The 21,828-nt window shown below is 43.9% G+C and carries 25 protein-coding genes; 23 read left to right on the top strand and 2 right to left on the bottom strand.

Annotated elements, in window-relative coordinates; genetic code table 11:
* The first annotated feature begins 17 nt into the window (after positions 1-17).
* The 21 genes from fliM (at position 18) to K1M91_RS04780 (ending at position 19,117) form a co-directional block, all read left to right on the top strand.
* Positions 18-1,082 (top strand): flagellar motor switch protein FliM, encoded by a 1,065-nt coding sequence (gene fliM, locus K1M91_RS04680; RefSeq protein WP_232800393.1) that lies wholly within the window; start codon positions 18-20, stop codon positions 1,080-1,082.
* Positions 1,075-1,461, top strand: a complete 387-nt coding sequence (gene fliN, locus K1M91_RS04685) for a flagellar motor switch protein FliN (RefSeq protein WP_232800394.1) — start codon at positions 1,075-1,077, stop codon at positions 1,459-1,461. Before fliM ends, fliN begins: the two co-directional genes overlap by 8 nt.
* Positions 1,461-1,841, top strand: coding sequence for a flagellar biosynthetic protein FliO (gene fliO / locus K1M91_RS04690; protein WP_232800395.1), 381 nt, complete (start codon positions 1,461-1,463; stop codon positions 1,839-1,841). Before fliN ends, fliO begins: the two co-directional genes overlap by 1 nt.
* Positions 1,838-2,584: a flagellar type III secretion system pore protein FliP gene (fliP, locus tag K1M91_RS04695; protein ID WP_232800396.1), complete on the top strand. Its 747-nt coding sequence runs from the start codon at positions 1,838-1,840 to the stop codon at positions 2,582-2,584. The genes fliO and fliP overlap by 4 nt, the downstream gene beginning before the upstream one ends.
* Before the next feature lie 20 nt (positions 2,585-2,604).
* Positions 2,605-2,874 carry a flagellar biosynthesis protein FliQ gene (gene fliQ / locus K1M91_RS04700; protein WP_232800397.1) on the top strand — a complete coding sequence of 90 codons (270 nt, stop codon included), beginning with the start codon at positions 2,605-2,607 and terminating at the stop codon, positions 2,872-2,874.
* Positions 2,874-3,659, top strand: coding sequence for a flagellar biosynthetic protein FliR (gene fliR, locus K1M91_RS04705; protein ID WP_232800398.1), 786 nt, complete (start codon positions 2,874-2,876; stop codon positions 3,657-3,659). The genes fliQ and fliR overlap by 1 nt, the downstream gene beginning before the upstream one ends.
* Positions 3,660-3,737: 78 nt before the next feature.
* On the top strand, positions 3,738-4,868 hold the full coding sequence (gene flhB / locus K1M91_RS04710) for a flagellar biosynthesis protein FlhB (RefSeq protein ID WP_232800399.1): 1,131 nt from the start codon (positions 3,738-3,740) through the stop codon (positions 4,866-4,868).
* A 118-nt stretch (positions 4,869-4,986) separates the two neighbouring features.
* Positions 4,987-7,089, top strand: coding sequence for a flagellar biosynthesis protein FlhA (gene flhA / locus K1M91_RS04715; RefSeq protein WP_232800400.1), 2,103 nt, complete (start codon positions 4,987-4,989; stop codon positions 7,087-7,089).
* Positions 7,090-7,107: 18 nt separating this feature from the next.
* Positions 7,108-8,526 carry a flagellar biosynthesis protein FlhF gene (flhF, locus tag K1M91_RS04720; RefSeq protein ID WP_232800401.1) on the top strand — a complete coding sequence of 473 codons (1,419 nt, stop codon included), beginning with the start codon at positions 7,108-7,110 and terminating at the stop codon, positions 8,524-8,526.
* A gap of 4 nt (positions 8,527-8,530) precedes the next feature.
* Complete coding sequence (locus K1M91_RS04725) at positions 8,531-9,403, top strand: MinD/ParA family protein (protein ID WP_282561093.1); 873 nt, start codon at positions 8,531-8,533, stop codon at positions 9,401-9,403.
* On the top strand, positions 9,396-10,112 hold the full coding sequence (locus K1M91_RS04730) for an RNA polymerase sigma factor FliA (protein WP_232800402.1): 717 nt from the start codon (positions 9,396-9,398) through the stop codon (positions 10,110-10,112). The genes K1M91_RS04725 and K1M91_RS04730 overlap by 8 nt, the downstream gene beginning before the upstream one ends.
* Before the next feature lie 103 nt (positions 10,113-10,215).
* Positions 10,216-10,599 (top strand): chemotaxis response regulator CheY, encoded by a 384-nt coding sequence (cheY, locus tag K1M91_RS04735; RefSeq protein ID WP_232800403.1) that lies wholly within the window; start codon positions 10,216-10,218, stop codon positions 10,597-10,599.
* A gap of 9 nt (positions 10,600-10,608) precedes the next feature.
* Positions 10,609-11,361, top strand: coding sequence for a protein phosphatase CheZ (locus K1M91_RS04740; RefSeq protein WP_232800404.1), 753 nt, complete (start codon positions 10,609-10,611; stop codon positions 11,359-11,361).
* A gap of 9 nt (positions 11,362-11,370) precedes the next feature.
* Positions 11,371-13,458, top strand: coding sequence for a chemotaxis protein CheA (locus K1M91_RS04745; RefSeq protein WP_232800405.1), 2,088 nt, complete (start codon positions 11,371-11,373; stop codon positions 13,456-13,458).
* Positions 13,459-13,480: 22 nt separating this feature from the next.
* Entirely contained in the window at positions 13,481-14,629 is a 1,149-nt protein-coding gene (locus K1M91_RS04750) for a chemotaxis response regulator protein-glutamate methylesterase (protein ID WP_232800406.1), read from the top strand.
* Complete coding sequence (locus K1M91_RS04755; protein WP_232800407.1) at positions 14,629-15,381, top strand: flagellar motor protein; 753 nt, start codon at positions 14,629-14,631, stop codon at positions 15,379-15,381. The genes K1M91_RS04750 and K1M91_RS04755 overlap by 1 nt, the downstream gene beginning before the upstream one ends.
* 1 nt (position 15,382) lies before the next feature.
* Positions 15,383-16,342 (top strand): flagellar motor protein MotB, encoded by a 960-nt coding sequence (locus K1M91_RS04760; protein WP_232800408.1) that lies wholly within the window; start codon positions 15,383-15,385, stop codon positions 16,340-16,342.
* A 4-nt stretch (positions 16,343-16,346) separates the two neighbouring features.
* A complete protein-coding gene (locus tag K1M91_RS04765) occupies positions 16,347-17,132 on the top strand; it encodes a ParA family protein (RefSeq protein ID WP_232800409.1) in 786 nt (261 codons plus the stop codon).
* Positions 17,133-17,186: 54 nt separating this feature from the next.
* Entirely contained in the window at positions 17,187-18,104 is a 918-nt protein-coding gene (locus K1M91_RS04770; protein ID WP_232800410.1) for a chemotaxis protein CheW, read from the top strand.
* 110 nt (positions 18,105-18,214) lie between these two features.
* Positions 18,215-18,703 carry a chemotaxis protein CheW gene (locus K1M91_RS04775; protein ID WP_232800411.1) on the top strand — a complete coding sequence of 163 codons (489 nt, stop codon included), beginning with the start codon at positions 18,215-18,217 and terminating at the stop codon, positions 18,701-18,703.
* Between the two features lie 3 nt (positions 18,704-18,706).
* Positions 18,707-19,117 (top strand): DUF2802 domain-containing protein, encoded by a 411-nt coding sequence (locus K1M91_RS04780; protein WP_232800412.1) that lies wholly within the window; start codon positions 18,707-18,709, stop codon positions 19,115-19,117.
* 21 nt (positions 19,118-19,138) lie between these two features.
* On the opposite strand, the gene K1M91_RS04785 is transcribed toward K1M91_RS04780, so the two are convergent.
* The gene (locus tag K1M91_RS04785) at positions 19,139-19,432 is read right to left on the bottom strand and encodes an EscU/YscU/HrcU family type III secretion system export apparatus switch protein (protein ID WP_232800413.1); all 294 of its coding nucleotides are present in this window, start codon (positions 19,430-19,432) and stop codon (positions 19,139-19,141) included.
* A gap of 16 nt (positions 19,433-19,448) precedes the next feature.
* Positions 19,449-20,276 carry a hypothetical protein gene (locus K1M91_RS04790; RefSeq protein ID WP_232800414.1) on the bottom strand — a complete coding sequence of 276 codons (828 nt, stop codon included), beginning with the start codon at positions 20,274-20,276 and terminating at the stop codon, positions 19,449-19,451.
* A gap of 117 nt (positions 20,277-20,393) precedes the next feature.
* On the opposite strand from K1M91_RS04790, the gene ccmA reads away from it, so the two are divergent.
* Entirely contained in the window at positions 20,394-21,053 is a 660-nt protein-coding gene (gene ccmA, locus K1M91_RS04795) for a cytochrome c biogenesis heme-transporting ATPase CcmA (RefSeq protein WP_232800415.1), read from the top strand.
* On the top strand, positions 21,047-21,715 hold the full coding sequence (ccmB, locus tag K1M91_RS04800) for a heme exporter protein CcmB (RefSeq protein WP_232800416.1): 669 nt from the start codon (positions 21,047-21,049) through the stop codon (positions 21,713-21,715). The genes ccmA and ccmB overlap by 7 nt, the downstream gene beginning before the upstream one ends.
* Positions 21,716-21,828 lie beyond the last annotated feature (113 nt).

Below are 21,828 nucleotides of genomic sequence, written 5' to 3' on the forward strand. Positions count from 1 at the left end.
GGTGTAATGGATTAATAATGAGCGATCTTTTATCACAAGACGAAATTGATGCCCTCTTACATGGTGTTGATGATGTAGAGGAAGAAGACGAATCCCCCATTGATAATGCCAATGCGGTCAATTTCGACTTCTCGTCGCAAGATCGTATTGTTCGTGGTCGAATGCCAACGTTGGAGTTGGTTAATGAACGTTTTGCCCGTCATTTACGCATCAGTCTATTTAATATGATGCGCCGTACTGCTGAAGTGTCTATTAATGGCGTACAAATGCTTAAATTTGGTGAGTATGTACACACCTTATTTGTACCGACCAGTTTAAACATGGTGCGATTTCGGCCGCTAAAAGGCACCGCGTTGATAACCATGGAGGCGCGGCTGGTCTTTATTTTAGTGGAAAACTTCTTTGGTGGTGATGGACGTTATCATGCCAAAATTGAAGGGCGAGAATTTACCCCGACGGAGCGTCGGATAATTCAAATGCTATTAAAAATTGTGTTTGAAGATTATCACGATGCTTGGGCACCGGTGATGGATGCTGAATTTGAGTATCTCGACTCTGAAGTTAACCCCGCCATGGCCAATATTGTTAGCCCCACAGAAGTGATCGTGGTGAACTCCTTCCATATCGAACTGGACGGTGGCGGCGGGGATTTCCATATCGCAATGCCTTATTCAATGCTAGAGCCTATCCGTGAATTACTCGATGCGGGTGTGCAAAGTGATAAGGAAGATACCGACTTTAGGTGGAGCAAGGCCCTAAAAGACGAAATCATGGACGTACCTGTAGAGCTGAGCACTAAGTTATTGGAAACTACGTTAAGTTTGCGCGCCATCATGGATTTAAAAGCAGGTGATATTATCCCCATTGAAATGCCGGATACGATGACGGTTTTCATTGAAGATTTGCCCACTTATCGCGGTAAGATGGGAAGAACCAAAGACAATTATGCAGTGCGGATCACCGAAAAACTTAAACGTCCTGATTCGGTGAAAACAGAGCTTGAGCTAGTGACCAGACAAGGCAAACGCATTAATAATGATGTTAGCCAATTAGAAGTTTTAGAGGATGAGATAGATGAGTGATGACCAGCAAATGGCCGATGAGTGGGCGGCGGCATTAGAAGAGGCTGAAGGGGGCGCTCAGCCCGCAGAGCTTGAGCAATTTGATACTGATGATGGCCCTTCAATTTCGGCAGAAGAAAAACGCCGACTGGATGCCATTATGGATATTCCCGTTACAATTTCGATGGAAGTTGGGCGCAGTCAAATCAGTATTCGTAACCTGCTTCAATTAAATCAAGGCTCAGTGGTTGAGTTAGATCGGGTCGCGGGTGAGCCACTGGATGTATTAGTTAATGGTACTTTGATAGCGCACGGTGAAGTGGTCGTGGTAAACGATAAGTTTGGCATTCGTTTAACCGATGTCATTAGCCAAACTGAGCGGATCAAGAAACTAAAATAATGAAATTACTGCTGTTGTTATCTAGTTTGTTTGTTTCCTTACCGAGTTGGGCGGCACCGGAGCCGCCTAGTGTCGATGTGATGGCGGTATTATCGGCTTTAATTTTCGTTATTTTGCTCATTCTTGCGTTAGCTTGGCTATTTAACCAAAGTAAGTTAGGCCGTCACTTTGGCCAGCAAGGGATTAAAGTGATTGCCTCAACTCCGTTAGGGCGAAGAGAGAAGCTACTGGTGGTGCAGCTTGGCGAGCAGCAATATTTGTTAGCGGCGACGGCGCAACAAATTAACCTCATCGATAAATTAGATCAGCCTTGGCAGCCTCAACCAGTTGAATCAGTTAATTTTGCGGAGCAACTCGCTAAAATGATGAAAAAGAAATGAGAAAGATACATCACTGGCTATGGCTAGCGGCTTTATTGTTAATCAGCGGTACCGCCGCTGCACAAACAGGCGCATTACCCGCCTTGACTGTGACGACCGGACCCGATGGTGCGCAAGAGTATAGCCTGACATTGCAAGTGCTCGCGCTGATGACGGCAATGAGTTTTTTGCCAGCCATGGTGATAATGATGACGTCATTCACCCGCATTGTGATAGTCATGAGTATTTTGCGCCAAGCCTTGGGTTTACAGCAGACACCATCGAATCAAGTCATTATAGGTATAACCTTATTTATGACTTTTTTTATCATGGCGCCAGTGTTTGAGCGCATCAATAAGCAGGCTATCCAGCCTTACTTAGCGGAAGATATCCCTTTTGCTCAAGCTATCGAGCAAGGTCAAGGGCCATTAAAAGAGTTTATGCTGGCGCAAACTAGGGTGACCGATCTTCAAACGTTTGTTGAAATGGCTGATATTGAAGTGGCAACGCCACAAGAAGTCCCTATCCATGTATTGATCCCAGCCTTTGTTACTAGTGAGCTCAAAACTGCCTTTCAAATTGGCTTTATGGTGTTTATTCCTTTTTTGATAATCGATCTGGTGGTAGCAAGTATCCTGATGGCCATGGGTATGATGATGTTATCGCCAATGATTGTGTCATTGCCATTCAAATTAATGCTATTTGTGTTAGTGGACGGTTGGAACTTGATCATAGGTAGCTTAGCCAGCAGTTTTGGTTTGTAGCCAAATCATAAGGAGCGTTTATGTCACCGGAAGTCTTTGTTGATATTTTTAAACACGCTTTATGGTTAGTGCTGATCTTAGTTTGTGCGTGTATTATTCCTAGTTTGATCATTGGGTTAATTGTATCAATCTTCCAAGCTGCCACGTCAATAAATGAACAAACACTGAGTTTTTTACCGCGTTTGATTATCACTATCTTAGCGTTAATGTTTGGCGCTCACTGGGGCTTTAGAATGCTAATGGAATTCTTTTATTCCATGATTGAACAAATCCCAAGTGTTGTCGGTTAATGAGTTATCCTGCTGATATTGTCATCACTTGGTTGTCGAGCTACCTTTGGGCCTTGTGTCGCATTGCTGCTTTATTGATGGTGATGACGGGGATTGGCGCCAAAACGACTCCCAAACGTATCCGTTTATTGCTCTCATTAGCTATTACTTTGATGGTTGTTCCCGTGTTACCTGATCCGCCACCGATCCCCTTGTTTTCCGGAGAAAGTGTATTAATTGTATTGCAGCAAATATTAATTGGCGCGGCGGTGGGGACGGTATCGGTATTTGTGATGCAAACTTTCGTCATTGCGGGACAAGTTATTGCGATGCAAACTAGCTTAGGCTTTGCCTCTATGGCGGATCCACTTAATGGCCAGACTTCTCCGGTTGTTGGTCAGTTTTATTTAATGCTAGTTACGTTGCTTTTTTTTGCCGTAGATGGCCATTTAGTCATGATTTACATGATAGTGGAAAGTTTCACAACTTTGCCTATCTCGATGGAAGGCTTATCAGCTTTACAATATCAAAAATTAGCCGGCTGGTTAGGCGTGATGTTTACAGCGGCGCTCGCCATGTCAATGTCATCTATTGTTGCGATGCTGTTGGTGAACTTCTCATTTGGTATTATGACCCGAGCAGCGCCGCAGCTAAATATTTTCTCCCTTGGTTTTTCTATTAGTATGTTATTTGGCTTGTTCATTCTCTGGCTGACGATAGGTAATGTTGTCGAGCATTTCGATGCCCAATGGCTACGTGGTGCGAGCTTAATGTGTGAGTTGTTAAATGGTGCTTGCCGACCCTAACATTGATAATGATTGCCTGAGTTATGGTAAATAACTAAATGGCGTTGACAGACCTTAATTCAATGACGGAGCCTTAATATGGCAGAAGCTGACGGCCAAGAAAAAACCGAAGACCCCACGGGGAAAAAACTCAGTGACGCGCGAAATAAAGGTCAAGTTACTCGCTCTAAGGACTTGGGGACGGCAGCTATTCTTATTATGGCTTCTTTTATTTTGATTATGCTTGGCGACAGCCTTGGCCATGCTTTTGTCATCATGATGACGGACGCATTTACTTTTGAGCGAGAAGCGGTGTTTGACCCTTCGCAAATGATGGTGGTATTTGCGACAGGGATTGCTGAAATGGTGTTACCAACCCTAGCCATACTGATTGCTTTGTTTATAGCGGCCGTGGTCGGTACTATCGCATTGGGAGGCATGAACTTTAGTACCGAAGCCATGATGCCCAAATTTAGCAAGATGAGCCCTCTGGCTGGCTTCAAACGTATGTTTGGGACTCAAGGAGTAGTGGAGCTGTTAAAGTCAATCTTGAAAGTCGCCGTTATTGGATGTGGTGTATGGGGGATATTGCATTTTAGTTTTGCTGATATATTGGTGCTCAGTTCAACTCCATTTCCTTCCAGCGCAGAAGCGGCATTGGACATGCTGCTTTGGATGTTTCTTATTTTATGTATGAGTTTATTGGTGATTGTTGTGGTGGATGTGCCTTATCAAATTTGGCATCAAAAAGAGCAATTAAAAATGACCAAGCAGGAAGTGAAAGATGAGCATAAAGACCAAGATGGTAAGCCGGAAGTAAAAGGGCGAATTCGGCGCTTACAAATGGAAGCGGCGCAGCGACGCATGATGGGAGAAGTACCTGATGCAGATGTTATTGTAACAAACCCGACTCATTACTCTGTGGCCATAAAATACGACCCAAGTAAAGGGGGAGCCCCCATGGTCGTCGCGAAAGGGGTGGATCAAATTGCCCTTAAAATTCGAGAAATTGCGCGAGAGTATGAAGTGCCAGTAATGAGCTCACCACAACTATGCCGGGCTATTTATCATACTACCGAGCTTGATCGCGAAATTCCCCATGAACTGTTTGTTGCAGTGGCGCAAATCCTTGCTTATATCTTTCAACTTGAACAGTTTCGCAAAGGACGCGGTAAGAGGCCAACACCTTTACCCAAAGAGTTTGATATGCCACAAGGGTTTAAATACTAGAAATTTGAACTAAAGCGAACTTTTATGCTTTAAATTGCCTAACTTCTGCCTCAGCTTATTGCATTAGGCGTATTTATTGCATAGTGTTAAAACGTCATTTTTTTGTCGAATTATGTGAATGAATTTAAAGTCAAACTTGGCTGGCTACTGGCAGCACAGGGATAAACTGCTAAAAGGCGTCGGTGCGCCGGTAATGGTTCTTGCAACCTTAGGCATGGTTATCTTACCTATGCCAGCGTTTCTATTAGATATTCTATTCTCTTTTAATATTGCTTTAGCGCTCATTGTCCTTTTAGTGTCTATTTATACAAAGCGGCCATTAGATTTTGCCTCGTTTCCGGCTGTGTTACTGATTGCGACGTTATTGCGTTTGGCATTAAATGTAGCCTCGACGCGAGTGGTGTTACTTGAAGGGCATCAGGGCGGTGATGCTGCAGGTAATGTGATCGCGGCTTTTGGCTCGGTGGTCATCGGTGGCAACTATGCTGTTGGTTTAATCGTCTTCTTAATTCTAATGATTATCAACTTTGTCGTGGTGACCAAAGGTGCTGGTCGTATTTCGGAAGTAAGTGCCCGCTTTACCCTCGATGCCATGCCCGGTAAACAAATGGCAATTGATGCTGATTTGAACGCTGGGATGATCGACCAAGAGCAAGCTCGAGTCAGGCGCGAAGAAGTGACGCGTGAAGCTGATTTCTATGGTTCGATGGATGGTGCCAGTAAGTTTGTAAAAGGGGATGCAATTGCCGGTATCCTGATCTTATTCATCAACATCATTGGCGGCTTTATTATCGGTATGGCGCAACATGGCCTTAGCTTTAGCGATGCGGCCGAGATCTACACTTTGCTAACTATTGGTGATGGTCTTGTTGCTCAAATCCCTTCCTTATTACTTTCTATTGCTGCTGCAATCACAGTCACCCGTGAAAATCGCTCTGAAGACATGGGTGAACAGGTGATGGGCCAGATGTTCAGTAACCCTAAAGCTTTAATGATCACCGCAGGTATCTTAATTGTGATGGGGTTAGTGCCAGGCATGCCGCACTTTGCATTTTTGTCTTTGGGATTCGGTGCAGCGGGCGGAACATATTGGTTAATGAAAAAACAAAAAGAGCAAGCTGCTCAGGCCTTGGTTGCCAGTGAGAAAAATGTAGCGGGTAGTCATCCGGCCAATAAAACGAAAGAATTGGGATGGGATGATGTGCAACCTGTGGATACGATCGGCTTGGAAGTTGGCTATCGATTGATTCCATTAGTGGATAAAAGCCAAGGTGGTGAGCTATTAGAGCGAATTAAAGGGGTACGTAAAAAATTATCGCAAGAGCTAGGCTTTTTGGTCCCCCCTGTCCATATTCGTGATAATTTAGATCTCCCGCCAAGTTATTACAGTATCTCCCTCATGGGGGTGACCAGCGGTCAGGCTGAAGTGCTACATGACAAAGAAATGGCGATAAACCCCGGTCAGGTATTTGGTACGGTGGATGGCGTACCAACCATCGAACCAGCATTTCAACTTGATGCACTTTGGATCTCACCGAGTCAGCGTGAGCATGCTCAAGCCATGGGCTATACAGTTGTTGATGCAGCAACCGTTGTAGCCACACATTTGAGTCAAATATTAACTAATCATGCTGCGCAATTACTAGGGCATGAAGAAGTACAGAATTTATTAGACCTATTAGCAAAAAGTCATCCTAAACTTGTAGAAGGGCTAGTACCTGACATTTTACCACTAGGGGTGATTGTAAAAGTGTTGCAAGGGCTACTCAATGAAGGCGTGCCAATCCGTGATATTCGGACGATAGTGCAAACCTTGTCTGATTACGGCGTGAAAAGCCAAGATTCAGAAGTGTTGACGGCGGCTTGTCGGATCGCGTTAAAACGCATGATCAGTCAAAATATTGTCGGTGCAGAGCCGGAAATTCCAGTTATTACCTTATCACCAGAGTTGGAGCAGATTTTGCATAATTCTATTCAGGCTGGCGGGAGTGATGGTGCAGGTATAGAGCCTGGGCTAGCAGAGCGGATCCAACGCGCATTATTTGAAGCGTCTCAACAGCAAGAGCTTGCAGGTCAGCCCGCTGTTTTGCTAACGTCAGGCGTATTACGTACTACCCTTGCTAAATTTGTTAAAAACACAATCCCTGGATTACAAGTTCTGTCATATCAAGAAGTTCCTGAAGATAAGCAGATTAGAATCGTTAACTCTGTCGGGCAGTAATCGACAGGAGACTGCAGTATGAAAATTAAACGTTTTTTTGCCAAAGATATGCGCGCAGCACTGGCTGAAGTGAAGGACATTTTAGGGCCGGACGCAGTGATCATGTCCAACAAAAAAGTCACCGGTGGTATTGAGATTGTTGCGGCAGTAGATTATCAAGCGGCCACAGAATCAAAAGCGCAATCTCGCGATGTAAAAGAAAATCGTGATTTGAAGGAAGACAGTGTTGTTTTGTCCAGTCGCCCACGCGCTAACTCAACTCAAGTGAGCAATGCCGCCATGGAGCAAGCTAAAACAATTAATGCACGCTCTGGGCAAAACCTTGCTGATTCACTGTCAGCACTGCTTAAAAAACAAGGCAGTCCGATGGCTAAACCGGCAAGGCCGAGTGCGAAACCCGCCACTTTGATGGAACAAAATGAGTGGGAACAACCAAAACCGCGTCCTGCGCCAGCGCGACCAGTGAAGTCTGCGCCAAGTAATAATAGCAAGGATGATAAGATCTTAGATTCCATGCGCGAAGAAATGGCTTCGCTGCGTAAATTGTTAGAGCACCAAGTCTCAGGGTTGATGTGGCAAGAGCTAGAGCGCAAAGAGCCAGTTCGAGCAATGCTAATTAAATGGTTGAATAAATGTGGTTTTTCCGATGACATTTCGGATCAACTAGCCAGTTGTATTCCTGAAAGTTGTTCACCTGCAGAAGCGAAACAATACTTAACTCAATTACTTGAAGATCAAGTGACCATAGGTGAAAACGAAATTCTTAAATTGGGCGGCGCAGTTGCCCTGTTAGGGCCAACAGGGGTAGGTAAAACCACCACCATTGCTAAACTAGCAGCGCGTTTTGCTATGGAACATGGGGCTGACCAAGTCGGTTTGATTACCACCGACACGTATCGTATTGGCGCCCATGAACAGCTAGCGACATACGGTAAAATTTTAGGTTGTTCGGTTCGCGTCGCCAAGGATGCCGATGAGCTATCTGATATTTTATATCAAATGCGAACTAAGCGATTAGTGCTGATTGATACAGCCGGAATGGGGCAGAGAGATGTTCGTTTATCTGAGCAGCTGGAAACCTTGATGAAAAACTCGCGAGTGCGTATTCGCAGCTTTTTGGTGATCCCTGCCACTTCTCAGCGTCGAGTTGTACAAGAAGCCATCGAACATTTTCGAAGAATACCCTTATCTGGTTGTATTCTCACGAAACTAGATGAAAGTTTGAGTCTAGGTGAAATACTAAGTGTTACAATTAAGCATGCTTTACCTATTTCATATATTACCAATGGTCAAAGGGTGCCTGAAGATATCAAAATAGCCAGCGCCAAATATATGGTGTCCAGCGCGTTAAGTTTAATGGAGCAGGAAATGGCGAAAGACCAACATCAGTGGTATAGCGAAGCAGATGACTGCCACACTTCGGAGTATTATGAATAAATCGATGTTAAATGATCAGGCGAGTGGGCTGCGAATGATGAAAAATAACAAAGTTAAAGTGATTACCGTGACAGGCGGTAAGGGGGGCGTAGGTAAAACTAACGTTACCTTGAACTTGGCCGCTTCTCTCGCAGCACAAGGCAAACGCGTGTTAGTGCTAGATGCTGACTTAGGGTTGGCAAATGTGGATGTATTACTTGGCCTTCGTGTGACTAAAAATCTATCCCATGTTTTATCGGGTGAATGCACCTTAGATGAAGTGATCATTGATGCACCTCAAGGGATGAAAATAATACCTGCTACGTCTGGCACAAAATCCATGGTGGAATTAACGCCAGCTGAGCACGTTGGCCTTATTCGAGCGTTTAGTGAGTTGCAAACACCTATTGACGTGCTGTTAGTCGATACTGCTGCAGGCATATCAGATATGGTGCTCAGCTTTGCTCGAGCAGCCCAAGATATCGTGGTGGTGGTCTGTGATGAACCTACGTCAATTACCGATGCTTATGCGTTAATTAAGTTGTTAAATACGCAATATGGCGTGTTTCACTTTAAGATTGTCGCTAATATGGTTCGCAGCTTACGCGAAGGGCAAGAATTATTTTCTAAGTTAACGCGTGTGACTGATCGCTTTTTAGACACGGCCTTAGAGCTTGTCGCTTGTATTCCATTTGATAACAATGTTCGTCAATCAGTACGCAAGCAAAAATTAGTCGTTGAGTCTTTTCCTAAATCTCCTTCATCATTGGCATTTAGAGCCTTATCCAGCAAAGCGATCACTTGGCCAGTACCCAATCAGCCTGGTGGCCACTTAGAGTTTTTTATCGAAAAACTGCTTGATAACACAGCAGACAAAAGAGAGAAAATTAGTGAATAAAGTCCATGCTTACACCAGTCAAGTTCAGCCGAATGAACTGGTTGAACGCTATGGAACCTTAGTGCAACGGATTGCACATCACTTAATGGCGAGGTTACCTGCGAGTGTGTTGGTCGAAGATTTAACTCAAGCGGGTCTGATTGGTTTGCTTGAAGCCAGTCGGAATTTTGACGCGAGCAAGGGAGCAAGCTTTGAAACCTTTGCCGGCATTCGCATCAGAGGTGCCATGCTTGATGAAATGCGTCGTGGTGATTGGGTGCCGAGAAGCGTGCATAAGAACAGCCGTCTCATTGCACAAGCTATCGACAGCGTAGAGAAAGAGTTGGGCTCTGATGCCAAAGACAGTGATATCGCTAACAAGTTACAAGTGAGTGTTGACGATTACCATGCCATGCTCAGAGATGTAAATAGTGGTAAATTAATAGGCATTGAAGACTTAGCCGTAGGCCAAGATTCCTTGCCATCAACAGAGCTGGATGAAAATTCGCCATTTGAAGGGGTTTTTGAAGAAAAATTTCAGTATGACCTCGCATCTTGTATAAAATCCTTACCCGAACGCGAAGCCCTTGTATTATCTTTATATTATGATGAAGAGCTAAATTTACGTGAAATTGGTGAAGTGTTAAGTGTCAGTGAGTCGAGAGTTAGCCAAATACACAGCCAAGCTATTCACCGCTTAAAAGGGCGAATGCTTGATTGGCAAACTTAGCCTGTTGATATGATATTAAGTAACTATACTGATTTGTAGTATGTTACAGAACACTTCAGCACATAGAGTTGAGTACAACCAACTGCCATTTGAGGAGAATAAGTTGGATAAAAACATGAAGATTCTAATTGTTGATGATTTTTCAACAATGCGAAGAATAATTAAAAACCTATTGCGTGATCTTGGATTCAACAATACCCATGAAGCGGATGATGGTAGCACAGCGTTACCTATGCTGAAGAATGGCGATTTTGAATTTCTTGTTACCGACTGGAACATGCCAGGAATGCAAGGTATTGACTTGTTAAAAGAGGTACGTAAAGACGAAAGCCTTCGCCATCTGCCAGTGCTGATGGTAACGGCTGAAGCCAAGCGTGAACAAATTATTGAAGCGGCACAAGCAGGTGTGAATGGTTATATTGTTAAGCCATTTACTGCCGCAACGTTGAAAGAAAAGCTTGATAAAATTTTCGAACGACTTCAGTAAGGGGGCGTGATGACAAGCACCAACGAAGCACTGCTTTCGCTTGAGCAAGCACAGCATTTGGTTGAACTACTTAAGCTTGGCGAAGTTGCACAGGCGAATTCTTTGATTTCTGGTGTGCTGTCAGATCCCTCTAAGAACGAACTGTTTGAGCAAGTTGGTTTACTGACGCGTCAATTACATGACTCGCTAATTGATTTTCAAAACGATAATCGCTTATCTGAATTAGCAAATAGTGAAATACCGGATGCGAAAGATAGACTGACTTACGTGATAGAAATGACGGATAAAGCGGCGAACCGAACCATGGATGCTGTGGATGAAAGCTTGCCCTTAGCCGATCGACTCAATGAGAACATCCAACAAGTTTTGCCAGGTTGGAACAGCTTGATGAATCGAGAAATCGAACTGGTTCAATTTAAGGAACTTTGTCACAAGTTAGACAAGATCCTTAAGGATTCAGAGCAGGACGCCGATAAGTTAAAACACTTATTGACTGAAATTTTAATGGCTCAAGATTTTCAAGATTTAACGGGTCAGATGATCCGGCGCGTAATCACTTTAGTTCAGGAAGTGGAAGTGAAATTGGTAGAAATGCTGACTATGTTTGGTGAGTTTGAACAAAAACCAAAACAAAGTAGTACCGATGCACCTCGAATATCAGGGATTGAAGCTGAAGGCCCGATAATGAATGCCGAGTCGAGAGATGATGTCGTTTCGGGTCAAGATGATGTTGATGACTTGTTATCAAGTTTAGGATTCTAGGAGTAGCGCATGGGCTTTGAGGTCGATGAAGACATTTTACAAGACTTTTTGGTAGAAGCTGCCGAGATACTCGAGCTGCTTTCTGAGCAATTGGTTGACTTGGAAAAACAGCCGGATGATACCAATTTACTGAATGCCATCTTTCGAGGTTTCCATACCGTTAAAGGAGGAGCCGGCTTCCTCTCTCTTACTGAATTAGTAGATTGTTGTCATGGTGCGGAAAATGTGTTTGACACATTACGTAATGGTGGCCGTCCTGTTAGTTCTGAGTTAATGGATACTATCCTTGAAGCCTTGGACTGCATTAATGAAATGTTTGCGCAAGTGCAGGCCCGAGAGCCTTTAACGCCTGCGCCACAAGCTATCCTAGATGCCCTGCATAAACTGAGTCAGCCCGCTGGAGCTGAGCCCGTGGCCTCCCCTGAGCCTCATATTACCCCCGAACCGATAGCTGCACCTGAGCCTGAAATGACACAGGAAAGTTCTGCAACTGATGGTGCTGGCATTGATGAAATTACCGAAGATGAGTTTGAACGATTACTTGATGAGCTACATGGTAATTCAAGTCCATCGAAAGCTACAGCTTCGCCAAGTGTTAGCTCGGGAGACATCACTGATGATGAATTTGAATCCTTGTTGGACGAGCTACACGGGAAGGGACAGCACAAAATTGCTGCGGCTCCTCCGCCAGCAGATGATAGTGTTATTGACGATGATGAATTTGAGCGTTTACTTGATGAATTACATGGTGCAGGGCAAAGCCCAACTATAGCTAGTGCACCTGAGCCCAGTGAACCCGCTAAAGATACTGCTTCTGTCGCTCCAGCTCCTGCAGCCCCAGCGCCTGCCCCAGCGGCTGCAGTTAAGCCTCAGGCGCCTGTTGCTGCGGACAAACCTGCTACGAACAGGGCCAATCCACCTTCTCAAGGCGAGTCTACAGTACGAGTTGATACTCGCACCTTAGATGAAATAATGAATATGGTGGGCGAGCTTGTACTGGTTCGAAACCGTTTAGTGAGTTTAGGCATCAACAGCAGTGATGAAGCAATGGCTAAGGCCGTTGCTAATTTAGATGTTGTTACTGCTGATTTGCAAGGCGGGGTAATGAAAACCCGTATGCAACCAATTAAGAAGGTGTTCGGCCGTTTTCCGCGGGTGGTGCGAGATTTAGCGCGAACACTAAAGAAAGACATTAATCTTACCCTTGAAGGTGAGGATACGGATTTAGATAAAAACTTAGTTGAAGCGCTTGCTGATCCCTTAGTTCACTTAGTGCGAAACGCGGTGGACCACGGGGTAGAAATGCCTGATGTGCGTGAACAAAATGGCAAGCCAAGAATGGGGCAAATTAAACTTTCAGCTTCGCAAGAAGGCGATCATATCTTACTGGTTATCCAAGATGATGGCGCTGGAATGGATGCAGAAAAACTTAAAAGCATTGCTATTAACAAAGGTATTCTCGATCCCGATACAGCAGCAAGGATGTCGAACACTGAGGCCTATAACCTTATTTTTGCCCCGGGCTTTTCAACCAAGGTTGAAATTTCAGACATTTCAGGTCGCGGCGTGGGTATGGACGTGGTTAAAACCAGTATCACTCAGTTGAATGGTGCAATTCATATTGATTCAAACCTAGGGACTGGAACTCGATTAGAAATTAAAGTTCCGCTTACACTAGCGATCCTACCCACACTCATGGTACTGGTTGGTAAGCAAACATTTGCTTTACCTTTAACGAATGTCAATGAAATTTTCCACCTGGATCTGCGTAAGACCAATATAGTGGATGGTCAGTTGACTGTTATTGTTAGGGAAAAAGCCATTCCGCTGTTCTATTTACAAGATTGGTTGATTAGAAATGGTGCCGCCCCTAGCCGTAAAAAGCGGGAAGGTCTAGGCCATGTTGTGATAGTGCAATTAGGTATGAAACAAGTTGGTTTCGTGGTTGACAGTCTAATTGGACAAGAGGAAGTGGTGATTAAGGCCCTTGATGATTTACTACAAGGCACGCCAGGCATGGCGGGTGCCACTATAACCAGTGATGGTGGTATTGCATTAATTTTGGATATCCCAAGTTTATTAAAGCATTACGCTTAATGCTTCGAAGTTGAGAAGGTAGATGTCAATAAAGGTATTAGTTGTAGATGATTCGAGCTTCTTTAGAAGACGTGTAAGTGAAATAATCAATCAAGACCCAATGTTAGAGGTGATTGATACAGCTAAAAATGGCCGTGAAGCGGTTGACATGGCGCAGCGGCTGAAGCCCGACGTGATTACCATGGATATTGAAATGCCGGTGTTAGATGGTATTTCAGCCGTGCGTGAAATCATGGCGTCGACGCCTACGCCTATTTTGATGTTTTCTTCTTTGACTCATCAAGGTGCGACAGCCACTTTAGAAGCACTAGAGGCTGGCGCGCTAGACTTTTTGCCGAAAAAATTCGAAGATATCGCGCGTGATAAGGAAGAAGCAACTCGCACTTTACAACAGCGAGTGAAAGCGATAGCCAGGCGTCGCGTTTTTTCTCCCCGCGCCGCTTCAGCAAATTTACGCTCTTCAGCTGCCGTGGGTTCAGCTTCTGCTGTAGAACTAAAAAGAAGGCCTGAATTAAACGCTCGCGCGGCGGCACCGGTTGCACGCACCACCACGGCCAATGAGGTTCGTAGTACTCCCATTAATTTCAAACGAACTGGCAAAAGCTACGATATTCTCACTATTGGCACTTCTACTGGTGGTCCTGTTGCATTGCAAACAGTCTTAACAGCGCTTCCAGCGAACTTTCCACTGCCTATATTATTGATTCAACATATGCCTGCTACTTTTACAGCAGCATTCGCTGCTAGGCTTAATTCCTTATGTAAAATTAAGGTTAAGGAAGCACAAGACGGCGACCCTATTGTCAAAGGGCAAGCTTACCTTGCGCCCGGTGGTAAGCAAATGCTAGTTGAAGGCCGAGGAGCCAGTGCCCGTATTCGTATTATTGATGGTAACGATAAGGTTAATTATAAGCCTTGTGTTGATATTACGTTTGCATCTTTAGCTAAGCTCTATCAAAGCAAGGTTTTAGCTATCGTATTAACCGGAATGGGAGCTGATGGTCGCGATGGTGGCAGAATGTTGAAAAATATGGGGGCAACTATTTGGGCGCAAGATGAAAAAACGTGTGTGGTGTATGGCATGCCCCAAGCTGTAACCAAAGAAGGCATTTCTTCAGAATCATTGCCTCTTGATAAGGTGGCTCAGCGTATAATGACGGAATTTTCCTAATGGATATCTTGGGGCTATTTGGTTTATTTCTAGCATTCGCCTCATTGATAGTTGCTGAGTCATTCACAGGAGGGAATCTTTCATTTTTACTCAACCTTGCCGCCTTTGTTATTGTGGTAGGGGGGACTCTAGGTGCAGTTCTGTTCCAATCCACCGCCGATCAATTTCGCCATGCGGTAATGATGCTTCCTCAATTAGTTAATCCCCCTGTATACCCGGTAAAGCGGCAAATTACCCACTTAAAGCAATGGTCTTCTATCGCAAGAGCACAAGGTTTTTTAGCCTTGGAGTCAACTATTGAAGATAAGAATATCGATCCTTTTACTCAGAAAGGACTCTCCATGATAGTCGATGGGATCGATGCCGTAACATTACGTAGTGTGTTAGAGCAAGAAGTTGACCTTAAGCAAGAGTACTATGAACGTAGTGCTAAGGTGTATGAGGCGATGGGGGGCTACAGCCCTACAGTGGGTATAATAGGTGCGGTTATGGGGCTTATCCAAGCTATGTCTCATATTGATGATCCAAGTGTGCTTGGTCGCGGTATCGCTGCTGCTTTTGTAGCGACTATTTATGGCGTCGGCTTTGCTAACTTTATTTTTCTACCCATCTGCCACAAATTAAGGGCGCTCAATTACAAACAAGCACTTTACCATGAAATGACTATTGAAGGGTTAGTGTCCATCGTTAATGGAGAAAATGCATTAGTTATAGAGCGTCGGTTAGAGTCTTTTTCTGTTGAGAGTCACTAATATGACTCGGCGCGTTAAAAAAAAACATATCCCAGAGCATAACCACACCGAACGTTGGCTGGTTTCTTACGCTGACTATATGACCTTGATGTTTGCGCTGTTTGTTGTCCTCTACGCCGCAGCAACAGTTAATGAAGACAAATATAAGGTTGTCATAGAGAACTTTTATTCGGCAACAAAAGAGTTCTCAAAACATGTCGAAGTTTCAGATACTGAAGGTATTTTAACTAATGAAGCGGATGAAATAATAGAAGAGCAAGGGGCTGGATTATTAGAGGATGCTGGCTCAATTGTTGATGGTGGCCAAGATCTTTCGAATTTAGATCGGAATAAGCTAGGCGCGCCACTTACCTCCCTTGAAACAGAATTAAATGAAAGCCTTTTAAAAGAATTAGAGAATGGTCAAGCCAGCGTCACGCTTGATGGTGATTGGTTAACCATTGATATTAGTAGTGGCATTATTTTCCCCAGTGGCAGTGCACAAATTTCTAACTCGTCGGCGCAGTTGCTCACTCGAATTGCTGACATTCTTTTACCCGTAAGCAACTTTTTACGAGTCAGGGGGTACACAGATAATCAAAAAATTAACAATGAAGTGTTTTCCTCTAATTGGGAGCTATCAGTCGCGCGTGCGACCAGTATATTACGTCTATTAGAGCAAAATGGTATTAACCCAGCCCGATTAGCAGTCGAGGGGTATGGCGAATATTATCCGATTGTCAGTAATAAAGATGCCGCGGGCAGGCGTAAAAATCGCAGAGTGGTGATCGCGTTATCTAAGTATGCTTATGAGCCGCCCAGTACGGCGCTTCCATTGGTTAATGCATCAGGGAATCTCACCACAGAGGCGACGATAGAGCCTATACTTTCAGAAACATCGGCCGATACATCAGATGACAGTAAAATAATTGAAGTTGAGTTACCAAATGGTGGCTTACGAATAACCACACGACAGGAATAAATACTTGATAGTCTGGACAGTTGCAAATCAAAAGGGTGGGGTTGGCAAAACGACCACAGTTATCTCCCTAGCAGGTTTACTTGCTGAACGGGGTCACCGCGTTTTGTTAATTGATACGGATCCTCATGCTTCCCTAACAAGCTATCTTGGATACGATTCAGATCTAATCGATGGCACATTGTATGAGCTTTTTCAGACCCATTCACCTGATAAGGCGACGGTATTGCGATATACCTTAAAAACACCATTTGAGGGGTTAGATATTATTCCGGCGAATATGGCTTTGGCGACGCTTGATCGCGTGCTTGGCAATCGAGAAGGCATGGGACTATTTCTAAAGCGAGCACTCGATCAAGTCAGAGATGACTATGATTATGTATTGATAGATTGCCCACCTGTATTGGGGGTGATGATGGTAAATGCATTAGCAGCCTGCAGTCGGATATTGGTTCCAGTTCAAACTGAGTTCCTTGCCTTAAAAGGCTTAGAGCGGATGATCCGCACCTTCGATATTATGCAGCGTTCGCGGCCACAACCATTTAAGTATTGTGTTATTCCAACCATGTTTGATAAGCGTACTAAAGCGTCTTTAAATACGTTGCAAGCAATTAAAGATAAGCATCCGAGGGATGCGTGGAATTCAGTGATCCCGATTGATACTAAATTTCGTGATGCAAGTTTAAAGCATATTCCACCTTCTGCCTTTTCTCGAAACTGCCGTGGGGTATTTGCATATGAAACATTACTTAATCATTTACAGCAATTAGAGAATAAAGAGCAATCAAAGTAGCCTAAATGTGGCATGCTTAAGCATTAGAATTGATAATAGGAATCAGGCTAAATAATGAGTCGTTTACCCAATGAAGACGCGATGGAACGCTATTTTTCAGCGTTGCTTGACGAGCCTAAACAGGAAGCAAAAGCTACACCTGTGTCAGAGTCGCGTGCTTCGTTTACTTCTCGTGCTGTAAGTGCAAGGCCAAACAGCGAGTTGCCGCTACAAAATCTACTTAATAACGTTGCTCCTGAACAGCCAGAGCCTGAGTTGTTAACGCAGCCGTTGGCTGCAGAACAGCAATCAATCGGTGTTGATTCATTATTAGAAGAGGTTGACTCACAATTAACGGGTTTAGTTTCCTTTGGCTCTGTGCTGCCTAGTGAGTTAGTGTTTGCTGAGCCTGAGCCTGAGCCTGAGCCTGAGCCTGAGCCTGAGCCTGAGCCTGAGCCTGAGCAAAGCGTTGAAGCGGTTGTCGATACTCAGATAAAAGGTGAGGTCAGTTCAGCAGTTAGTCAAGCAGAGTCTAATCAATGGCGAAACATTGAGCCAGAAGATGAATTTCAAGCTTTGTTTTTTGAAGTTGCGGGCATATCTTTTGCTGTGATGTTGACTGAGCTAGGCGGGATCCACAAAATCGATAACGTGACCAGTATTTTCGGTAAGCCTGCTTGGTTTGCTGGCATGATGACGCAACGAGAAAAAAAGCTCAATGTTGTTGATACCGCTAAATGGGTGATGACGGATAATGCCCCTGAAGATATCGATTATAAGTATCTTATCTTACTTGGTGATACTTCTTGGGGGCTAAGTTGCTGTAATTTGATAGGGACAGAGAAGCTGACCAAAGATCAAGTTAAGTGGCGCCATCAAGAAGGTAAACGTCCTTGGTTGGCAGGAATGGTAAAGAAAAAGATGTGCGCATTACTTCATGTAAGTGAATTAGTTAAGTTGTTGTCGCGTGGCGTGAATATAGAAGGGGCTTAAAAGTCTTTCTTCAAAGTTTTTGTTAAAACAAGCGAGTTTTTAAACCATTATTATCAGTGTCGTGCTAATTTTATGTTAGAAAGCGATATTCTAGGTTAGAGGGAAAGCGGATGAGTGAACAACGAAATGTAGCCGAAAATGTGTCTGAAGATGAAGTGTTACAATGGGTAACATTTCAATTAGAGCAAGAGACTTACGGCATTAACGTTATGCAAGTACAAGAGGTATTACGTTATACCGAAATAGCTCCCGTGCCTGGTGCGCCTGATTACGTATTAGGTATTATTAATTTGCGTGGTAATGTTGTCACGGTTATCGATACCCGTTCTCGATTTGGATTGTGTCCATCAGAGGTCAGTGACAATTCACGTATCGTGATTATTGAAGCTGAAAAGCAAGTTATCGGTATTATGGTTGATAGTGTGGCGGAAGTGGTTTACCTGCGCGCCTCTGAAATAGATACCGCGCCTAATGTTGGAACGGAAGAAAGCGCTAAATTTATTCAAGGCGTCAGTAACCGTGATGGCCAGTTGCTGATTCTTGTTGATTTGAACAAGTTACTCAGTGATGAAGAGTGGGATGAAATGAGCGCATTATAAGCCATGTTAGACCCATTAATTCAGACGAGCCTAATTGGGCTCGCATTACTGTTAGCTATTATTTCTCTTGTTTTTTCGGCGCTGGTGCAAAAAAAGCAGGCGAAGAAAATACAAGCCTTACAGCAATTAACAAAAGAGCTATTAAAATCAAAAGAGTCCCTCAATAAGCAAATCAGAGAGCTGCATTCAGGCTCAATTGGCTTAGGGAAAAAATTTCATCAATTAAATGAAGGGTTGAAAGAGGCCGTCGAAAAACAACAAGAAATTGTTGATACCGCACCTGACAATAAACTGTATACGCGCGCTGTGAAAATGGTCGCCCTTGGCGCTGGTTTAGAAGAACTGATGAATGAGTGTGAGTTACCAAAAGCGGAAGCTGAGTTGTTGCTCAGTTTACACGGCAAGTCTCGTTAGTTTACCTGCACTGATTAATGGCTATATCTTGATATCGACTTGCTCTAGGGGATGATTCCAATGTTCTGGGAACTTTCCTTGGAGTAAGTATGAGAAACTAATCAGTTCGGCGATTACTGTATATAGAGCTTCTGGAATTTCTTCTCCCTGCTCTAAACTGTCCAAAAGTGAAAGTAAGTGCTCATCTTGATGCACGATTAAGCCTGCTTCGAGAGCGGCTTTATTTAACGCTTCTGCTTCATGTTCCTGCTTTTTCTGGCTAACCACAGGTGACTTAGATTTATCCAAATATGAAATAGCAATGGATTTTTTCATACCGAATCCTTAAATATTAAACGATGATATTGATAGCTGCTTCATTGTGTATTTCTTTACAAAAATCCTCAGTAACCTTTCCGAGGAAGCTTTGGCAATGGTTTCGTACACCAGCTTTGCTAAGTTGCTCGCTTAACAAGCCTTGGTAAGCTTGTATTCTCGCTAAATCTGCCTCATGAGTCGTGTAAAGTTTTATATCAACTATCGATTCCTCTATCACTGCATGGGCTAACATTTCATGGTCACTGATAGGCAGCTTAAGTTGTATTTGCCATTTTTTTTTGCCTTTTTCGCTTTTTTTTGGCTGTTTGATCTTCAGTTGCACTGTTTTTAATTGCTGTTGCATGAACCATGGTAATTGCATCAACCACACTTGATGGTTGGGAGTATCATGTTGCGATACTTGAATTCCTTGTAGTACATCTTTTATCGCGTGCTCTAAACTAGAGGCTTGCAAGTCTTTAAATTTCATTGTCAATGCGAGCCAGCGTAGTGCCAGTTGATTGGCCTTATTTTTTTCAGGGGATAAAAGCTGTTGCAGTAACGATGTTAATGCCGATGGGCTAGTGGGAAACAGCTGACCCAGCAAAGTATGTAGCGCCTTAGGTTGACTTGTGAGGGGGAGTTTTTTTAATAAGGCGATAAGCTGAGACAAATGTGAAGACAGAGGTTGTTTTTTTGCCAAGAGAGTCAGTTGAGCCATTTGCTTATTAACTTCTTCTGCTGAGCTGGGAGCTAAAAGATCGGGTGAGCTATTTGCTACCCAGTTACTGTTAAACTCTTTTTTCTCCAGAACCTTTACGGGCTGCGAGAGGGGCGGAGTTGAGTTTATCTTTTGAGCCATCATCTATCCTGAGGTGAAATGTCGGTAAAACCAAGCTAAAACTGCGAGAACACTGGTTAATACAAGGTATTATCTGTGCTATGATCCGCAGCCAATTATAATCATAGTGCGTAACCCATGCTGGAAGCAAAATCCCTCAGTTGCGTGAGAGAAGACAGGTTACTGTTCGAGGGTTTATCGCTTAAAGTTAAACCCGGTCAGATCATCCAAGTTGAAGGTCCAAATGGAGTGGGCAAGACCAGCTTATTCCGCTTATTAGTTGGACTTATGACACCTTACCATGGCCAAGTATTGTGGCAAGGGTTAGCTATATCTGACGATCGTGAAGCGTATCAACAAAATTTACTCTACTTAGGTCACCAGAGTGGGGTAAAGCCTGAGTTAAGTGCACTTGAAAATTTACGTTTTTATCAAAAAATGTTTGAGCCTAGCTATCAAGGCGATCTTTACAGTGTGTTGGCACAGGTTGGTTTAGCTGGGCTGGAAGAGGTGCCCGCCGCGCAATTATCTGCCGGTCAGCAAAGGCGAGTGGCATTGGCACGGCTTTGGATTTCAACGGCGCCGCTATGGATTTTAGATGAGCCGTTCACTGCCATTGATAAAAATGGCGTGAAAGTATTAGAGCAACTGTTTGTTAAACATGCAGAGAATTCAGGCATGATCTTACTCACTACCCATCAAGACCTAAATTTGCCTGCGGCTGATTTTTCTAAATTGGTGATGGTCAAGCCATCATTAGAAGAGTTGTATGTTGGTATAGGTGCGGAAAAATGCTAAACGCTTTTTATCAGGTCATGCGGCGTGAACTGTTAACGGCTTTTCGACGTATTGCTGACGTGTTTAATCCCTTATGGTTTTTTATCATAGTGATCACTTTGTTTCCTCTTGGCGTTGGGCCAGAGCCCCAGTTGTTGTTACGCATCGCCCCTGGCATTATTTGGGTGGCAGCGTTGTTGGCGTCACTACTTTCACTCGAGCGTTTGTTTAAAGATGACTTTAGCGACGGTGGTTTAGAGCAATTAATGCTCAGCCCTTATCCATTATCTTTGTTGGTCACGGCCAAGATCATTGCCCACTGGTTACTCACGGGTCTGCCTATTATCTTAATATCGCCCTTAATTGCGGTCCTACTTTCACTTGATCTCAATACTTACTGGGCCGTGTTATTCACTTTGCTGATAGGCACTCCTATTTTGAGTTTCATTGGTGCAATAGGTGTTGCGCTGACGGTTGGCTTGAGAAAAGGGGGGGTTATTCTTAGCTTAATTATGCTGCCTTTGTGTATTCCTGTATTGATTTTTTCGACCATGGCGATTGATGCTGCTAACTTTGGCCAGTCGTACATTGGTGCCTTAGCTATTATGGGCGCAATGCTTGTCACTGCGATTACCCTTGCACCATTTGCAGTTGCCGCATCGTTACGAGTTAGTGTTAGCTAATTTTTAGTGTTATCCCGTACCCGTTTAGCTTTAAATGGGTGTGGGTTGCCAACAAAGTGTATTGTTTTACGACGTTGTATTTACAACATTGTTTTTATGATTAAGTGGGCATG

Source organism: Motilimonas sp. E26, from assembly GCF_021278025.1.
Lineage (GTDB): Bacteria > Pseudomonadota > Gammaproteobacteria > Enterobacterales > CBDFNC01 > Motilimonas.

Excerpts from the sequence above, each read along its gene's own strand:
- K1M91_RS04760 (WP_232800408.1), top strand. The coding sequence starts at position 15,383 with ATGACTCGGCGCGTTAAAAAAAAACATATCCCAGAGCATAACCACACC.
- K1M91_RS04770 (WP_232800410.1), top strand. The coding sequence starts at position 17,187 with ATGAGTCGTTTACCCAATGAAGACGCGATGGAACGCTATTTTTCAGCG.
- ccmA (WP_232800415.1), top strand. The coding sequence starts at position 20,394 with ATGCTGGAAGCAAAATCCCTCAGTTGCGTGAGAGAAGACAGGTTACTG.
- K1M91_RS04785 (WP_232800413.1), bottom strand. The coding sequence starts at position 19,432 with ATGAAAAAATCCATTGCTATTTCATATTTGGATAAATCTAAGTCACCT.
- fliO (WP_232800395.1), top strand. The coding sequence starts at position 1,461 with ATGAAATTACTGCTGTTGTTATCTAGTTTGTTTGTTTCCTTACCGAGT.
- K1M91_RS04750 (WP_232800406.1), top strand. The coding sequence starts at position 13,481 with ATGTCAATAAAGGTATTAGTTGTAGATGATTCGAGCTTCTTTAGAAGA.
- fliR (WP_232800398.1), top strand. The coding sequence starts at position 2,874 with ATGAGTTATCCTGCTGATATTGTCATCACTTGGTTGTCGAGCTACCTT.
- fliQ (WP_232800397.1), top strand. The coding sequence starts at position 2,605 with ATGTCACCGGAAGTCTTTGTTGATATTTTTAAACACGCTTTATGGTTA.
- K1M91_RS04745 (WP_232800405.1), top strand. The coding sequence starts at position 11,371 with ATGGGCTTTGAGGTCGATGAAGACATTTTACAAGACTTTTTGGTAGAA.
- ccmB (WP_232800416.1), top strand. The coding sequence starts at position 21,047 with ATGCTAAACGCTTTTTATCAGGTCATGCGGCGTGAACTGTTAACGGCT.
- flhB (WP_232800399.1), top strand. The coding sequence starts at position 3,738 with ATGGCAGAAGCTGACGGCCAAGAAAAAACCGAAGACCCCACGGGGAAA.
- fliP (WP_232800396.1), top strand. The coding sequence starts at position 1,838 with ATGAGAAAGATACATCACTGGCTATGGCTAGCGGCTTTATTGTTAATC.
- K1M91_RS04755 (WP_232800407.1), top strand. The coding sequence starts at position 14,629 with ATGGATATCTTGGGGCTATTTGGTTTATTTCTAGCATTCGCCTCATTG.
- K1M91_RS04725 (WP_282561093.1), top strand. The coding sequence starts at position 8,531 with ATGTTAAATGATCAGGCGAGTGGGCTGCGAATGATGAAAAATAACAAA.
- fliN (WP_232800394.1), top strand. The coding sequence starts at position 1,075 with ATGAGTGATGACCAGCAAATGGCCGATGAGTGGGCGGCGGCATTAGAA.
- K1M91_RS04740 (WP_232800404.1), top strand. The coding sequence starts at position 10,609 with ATGACAAGCACCAACGAAGCACTGCTTTCGCTTGAGCAAGCACAGCAT.
- fliM (WP_232800393.1), top strand. The coding sequence starts at position 18 with ATGAGCGATCTTTTATCACAAGACGAAATTGATGCCCTCTTACATGGT.
- K1M91_RS04775 (WP_232800411.1), top strand. The coding sequence starts at position 18,215 with ATGAGTGAACAACGAAATGTAGCCGAAAATGTGTCTGAAGATGAAGTG.
- flhF (WP_232800401.1), top strand. The coding sequence starts at position 7,108 with ATGAAAATTAAACGTTTTTTTGCCAAAGATATGCGCGCAGCACTGGCT.
- flhA (WP_232800400.1), top strand. The coding sequence starts at position 4,987 with ATGAATTTAAAGTCAAACTTGGCTGGCTACTGGCAGCACAGGGATAAA.
- K1M91_RS04780 (WP_232800412.1), top strand. The coding sequence starts at position 18,707 with ATGTTAGACCCATTAATTCAGACGAGCCTAATTGGGCTCGCATTACTG.
- K1M91_RS04790 (WP_232800414.1), bottom strand. The coding sequence starts at position 20,276 with ATGGCTCAAAAGATAAACTCAACTCCGCCCCTCTCGCAGCCCGTAAAG.